Source organism: Stenotrophomonas maltophilia (assembly GCF_003970865.1).
GTDB classification, from domain to species: Bacteria; Pseudomonadota; Gammaproteobacteria; order Xanthomonadales; family Xanthomonadaceae; genus Stenotrophomonas; species Stenotrophomonas maltophilia_AR.
This window is the reverse complement of the sequence record NZ_RXLZ01000118.1, coordinates 1-4,498: the sequence shown is the minus strand read 5'-3', so window position 1 is coordinate 4,498 and position 4,498 is coordinate 1. Positions and strand designations below refer to the sequence as shown.

3 protein-coding genes are annotated in these 4,498 nt (G+C 65.8%); all 3 read right to left on the bottom strand.

Annotation, left to right across the window (positions count from 1 at the left end; all coding sequences use genetic code 11):
* Window positions 1-208: 208 nt before the first annotated feature.
* Complete coding sequence (locus EKL94_RS21800) at window positions 209-1,858, bottom strand: phosphoethanolamine transferase (protein WP_126930611.1); 1,650 nt, start codon at window positions 1,856-1,858, stop codon at window positions 209-211.
* A complete protein-coding gene (locus EKL94_RS21795) occupies window positions 1,855-2,622 on the bottom strand; it encodes a phosphatase PAP2 family protein (RefSeq protein WP_126930610.1) in 768 nt (255 codons plus the stop codon). The genes EKL94_RS21800 and EKL94_RS21795 overlap by 4 nt, the downstream gene beginning before the upstream one ends.
* Before the next feature lie 111 nt (window positions 2,623-2,733).
* Complete coding sequence (locus tag EKL94_RS21790) at window positions 2,734-4,464, bottom strand: ArnT family glycosyltransferase (protein ID WP_440086436.1); 1,731 nt, start codon at window positions 4,462-4,464, stop codon at window positions 2,734-2,736.
* Between the last annotated feature and the right edge of the window lie 34 nt (window positions 4,465-4,498).

Genomic DNA, 4,498 nt, shown 5'->3' with positions numbered 1-4,498 from the left:
AAAGGGTTATAAAAAGGTGGGGTTTTGTTAATTTATTTTACTGCTATTTTTTTTTTTTAAAGCGAAGACACGGATTCGGGATAGGGATCACTTTCGGTGGGTCGGAAATGTGTATTAGGGACCGCCTCAGGAAACCCGCTTCTGCTGTTGCTTCGGCCGTTGCCGTTGCCCCTGCAGGTGCAGGGCTGCAAGCCCTGCCGAACAACCCTCAACCTTCGCAGTTGGCGAACACGTCGCGGTCGCGCTCGTACAGCGAGGTCTTCACCTGCATCAGGCCCAGCACCGACGGGAACAGGTTGTCGTGGTCGGTATACGCCGCCGAACGCTTGCGCACGCACTGCAGGTCCAGCCCGCGGCTGCTGGCGAAGCCCTGCGAGAACCACATCGTCATCGGCACCCGGGTCTGCTCGGCCGGGGCAATCGCGTAGGGCACGCCATGCAGGAACAGGCCCTTCTCGCCCAGCGACTCGCCGTGGTCGGACAGGTAGATCATCGCCGTGTCGTAGTCCTGCATGCCCTGCAGCGTGCCGATGGTCTTGGTCAGGAAGTGATCGGTGTACAGCACGGCATTGTCGTAACTGTTGGTGATCTCTTCGCGCGTGCAGCGGCCGATGTCGCGGGTGTCGCAGGTCGGGGTGAAACGACGGAATGCAGGTGGGTAGCGCTCGAAGTAGGCCGGGCCATGGTTGCCCAACTGGTGCAGCACCACCACGCGGTCGCCGGGCCTGGCACGCACCTGGGTGGCCAGGTCCTGCAGCAGGATTTCGTCCATGCAGCGGCCATCAGCGCACAGGCCCGGGGTGGTCGCATCGGACAATGACTGGAAGTCCAGGCCTTCGCACACGCCCTTGCAGCCGGACTGGTTGTCACGCCACAGCGGTGCGATGCCAGCGCGGTTCAACACATGCAGCAACGACTGGTGCGCGCGGATCTTCTTCTCGTCGTAGTCATGACGGCCCCACGGCGAGAACAGGCACGGCAGCGAAACCTCGGTGCTGGTGCCACACGAATGCATGTCCGGGAAATTGACCACACTGGCCTGGGCCAGTTCCGGGGTGGTGTTGCGGCCACCGTTGAGGCCCCAGTTCTGCGCGCGCACGGTTTCGCCCATGACGATCACCAGCAGGCGCGGCTTGCTGGCAGGTGCACGCGGGGTGGCCTTGGCGTCGGTACCGATCGGCAGCTTCGGCGCGCGCTGCACCGGGTTGTCGCCACGCAGTGCACGCGGCATGCCCAGCAGCACGTTGGCCGGGGTGGCGAGGTAACGCACTTCGCGCTGGTTGCGCATCAGTGCCGAGACATCCTGGAACGAGATCAATGCGCCGCCCACCGCGGTCACTACCGCCACCACCAGGAAGCCGATGCGCCAGAGCAGGCTGCGGCCCCAGCTGCGGCGGCGCAGCTGCACGCGCCACAGCACGATCATCGGCAACACCGCCAGCAACAGCACCGGCCACACCAGCGACACGGTCATCAGCTCGCGGCTTTCCTTGGGATCGGTCGCCAGCACGTTGCGCAGCATGTCCGCATCCAGGTAGATGTGGTAACGGCTCATGTAGTGCGCAGCGAATGCGGTCACCAGCAACAACAGGCTGATCACCACCTTGGCGTTCCAGCGCCAGACCAGGATGCCCAGCAGCACGCCGTGTGCACCCAGCAGCAACAGCAGCAGCGACAGCGCGTAGCGCAGGCTGCCCGGATGGCTGGCCATCGCGCTGTGCCAGAACAGGCCGTTGCCGGCCACCGCGAAGAACAGGCTGGTCAGTGCGATCAGTGCTTCGGTGGACAGCTGCGGCCGCCAGTGGCGAAGGTTCGCCAACGCGGGAAGGCGGGCGGGGCGTTGGACCGATGCACTCATGCGTTTGCCTCCTGGCGGTGGGGACGGTCCAGCTGACGGCGTGCCAGGACGCGTTTGACGATCAGATACAGGCCCAGCGAAAGCAGCCAGCAGATCAAGGCAGTAGCAAGGTCATGCGAAAGGAAATGCGCGCCCCGCAGCTGCTGGCTGATGCCGAACACCAGGCCGGTGGCAAGGCCGATCCACAACCCAGCCCAGCGCCATGAAGGGCGCCACAGCAAGGCAAAAAAGTACAGGGACAACCATGCATAACCCGCGCTGGCGTGGCCGGCCGGGAAGCAGGCCTGTGCGGCCATGCCTGCGGGGCGCGCCGTGAAAAGCCCGATGAAAGGCTGGTGGCCGCCGTAGCGCAGCAGGTCCCAGGGGCATTCCATCGGCACCAGCGACTTCAGCAGGGAGATCACACCCGTGCCCAGAGCCATGGCAATTACGACATAAAGCAGCGCCCACCGCAGGGTGCGATCGCGACCCTTTCGCCAGTGGTGGAAGCACAGCAGGATCGCCACGAGTGCAGCAGCCGTGCTCAGCCATTTGCCGGCCTTGTGCACCACCGTGCGGGTGACCCAGGCGTCCTGCAGCGCCCAGTGGCCACCCTCCAGGCGGAACAGATGATCGGCGACCCATTGGTCGCCGCCGAAACCCATCAGCAGCGTAAACAGGGGCAGACCGATTGCGACAGGCAGCCAGAGGTGAGTTACGGCAAATCGTGACGCCAGTGGCGATGTCGCAAGCGGCGCTACCGAATCAAGGGGACGGACGGGCATGCTGGGAAAGGGCGGGTCGGGAATCCGCGGTCATGCTCGTCACCTGGATGTCGGAGAAGGGTCGGACGCTCGTTCGTGCCGGGTTAATGCTTGCCCGGTACGTGTCAACGTTCAGTCTTCTTCAGCGGTCGACCCTGTCCGCTCGGCGTGGCATTCCGGGTTCCATGCGGTACCGGGAAGCAATTGCCAACGGTTCCTGTTGGCAACACCAATATCGATCACCTTGCTCGGGTCCACGCACGGGCTCATTGCATCATCCAGCACCAGCAGCCAGCGCTTGTCCGGTGCCTCGGCCAGCCACGGGCCGGCGTCGTGCCATTGCTCGGCCCAGGGCCGCTTGAAGCCGAACTCGCGCACCGGCCGGTCGGCCTGCAGCAGGTTCTGCTCGCGCCAGGCCACCAGCGCCAGTTCGGCATCGGGACCGATCCGCGCACCGACCCGGCGCATCAGTGCCGATGCCGAGGCGAAGGGGTCCAGTGCAGGCATCAGCACCAGGCCGTAGAGCATCCACAGCATGCCGTGGGTCAGCAGTACCAGCGTCGCGGCACGACGTACCCGCAGCCACACGATCAGCGTGGCCAGGGCAATGGCGAAGGTCAGCAGGCCATCGCCCAGCACCGGCAGCAACGTATCGGGCATGGCGCGGCGTTCCAGTTGTGCCAACGCCCACGGGTGCTCGGTCATCAGCATCACGCCGAGCACGCCGGTGGCCAGCATCAGCACCACGCTGTAGCCGAACAGGTAGCGGCGCACGCACAGGCGGCGCAGCAGGCCGGGCAGCAGCGGCGCCACCGCCAGTGCCATCGCCGGCAGCATCGGCAACAGATACACCTCGCGCTTGCCCGGGCTGGCACTGAAGAACACCAGTACCAGCACCGCCCAGCCCAGCAGCAGCCACTGGCGGCCATCGCCACGACGGATGCGGCGCCACCAGGGCTTGAGCAGCATCGGCAGCAGCAGGCTGCCCGGCAGCCACAGGGTCAGGATCACCTGCAGGTAGTACCAGGCCGGTTGCCGGTGGTGCCAGGCATTGGCGTAGCGGGTGCCGGTCTGCTTGAACAGCAGCTCATGCGCGTAGGCCTGCAGTTCGGCGCTGGGTGTATGCAGCAGGGCCCAGCCCAGCGGTGCCAGCCACACGCCCACGCCCAGCAGGAACGCCGGGATCAGCCACAGCAGCGTTGCCGGGTGCGGACCCTCCACACGGTGCCCGCGACGGCGCTGGTACAGCCACCAGCCGAACCAGGGCAGCACCATCAGCAGCGGCAGGAAACCCACGCCCTTGGTCACCGTGCCGACGCCTGCGGCGAAACCGGCCAGCCACAGCGCGGGCAGGTTGCGACGTTCGCACAGGTGCCGCATCAAGCCCCACAGGGCGACGGTGGTCATCCCCACCAGCACCATGTCGATCTGCGCACGCTTGGCCATCAGCCCGAACTGCAGGGTGCAGAACAGCGCCGCGAGGGCATAGATGGAATGCCGCGGCGACCACAGCCGCCGTGCCAGATCCGACACCAGCCACAGACTCAGCAGGGCGCCCAGCAATGACGGCAGCAGGAACGACCACTGCCAGCTGCCGACCACCTCGTAAGCGGCCGCCTGCAGCCACATGAACACCGGTGGTTTCTCGGCATACAGCTCGCTGCCACGATGCGGCAGCAGCCATTGCCCGCTCTCGACCATGGTCCGCGCGGCCAGCACGAAGCGCGGCTCGTCCGGCGGCTGCGGCTGCCGAAGGCCGATGCCCGCTGCCAATGCAGCAATGATCAGCAGCCACAACAGGGGCAGGCGCCAACGGCGGGGCAGGGCTACGGGCACGGCAGGCTCCGGGAGCAAAACGGCCATTCTGAGGTGGCGGGGGTGGGAAAATCGTCAGAAG

Excerpts from the sequence above, each read along its gene's own strand:
- EKL94_RS21795 (WP_126930610.1), bottom strand. The coding sequence starts at position 2,622 with ATGCCCGTCCGTCCCCTTGATTCGGTAGCGCCGCTTGCGACATCGCCA.
- EKL94_RS21800 (WP_126930611.1), bottom strand. The coding sequence starts at position 1,858 with ATGAGTGCATCGGTCCAACGCCCCGCCCGCCTTCCCGCGTTGGCGAAC.
- EKL94_RS21790 (WP_440086436.1), bottom strand. The coding sequence starts at position 4,464 with ATGGCCGTTTTGCTCCCGGAGCCTGCCGTGCCCGTAGCCCTGCCCCGC.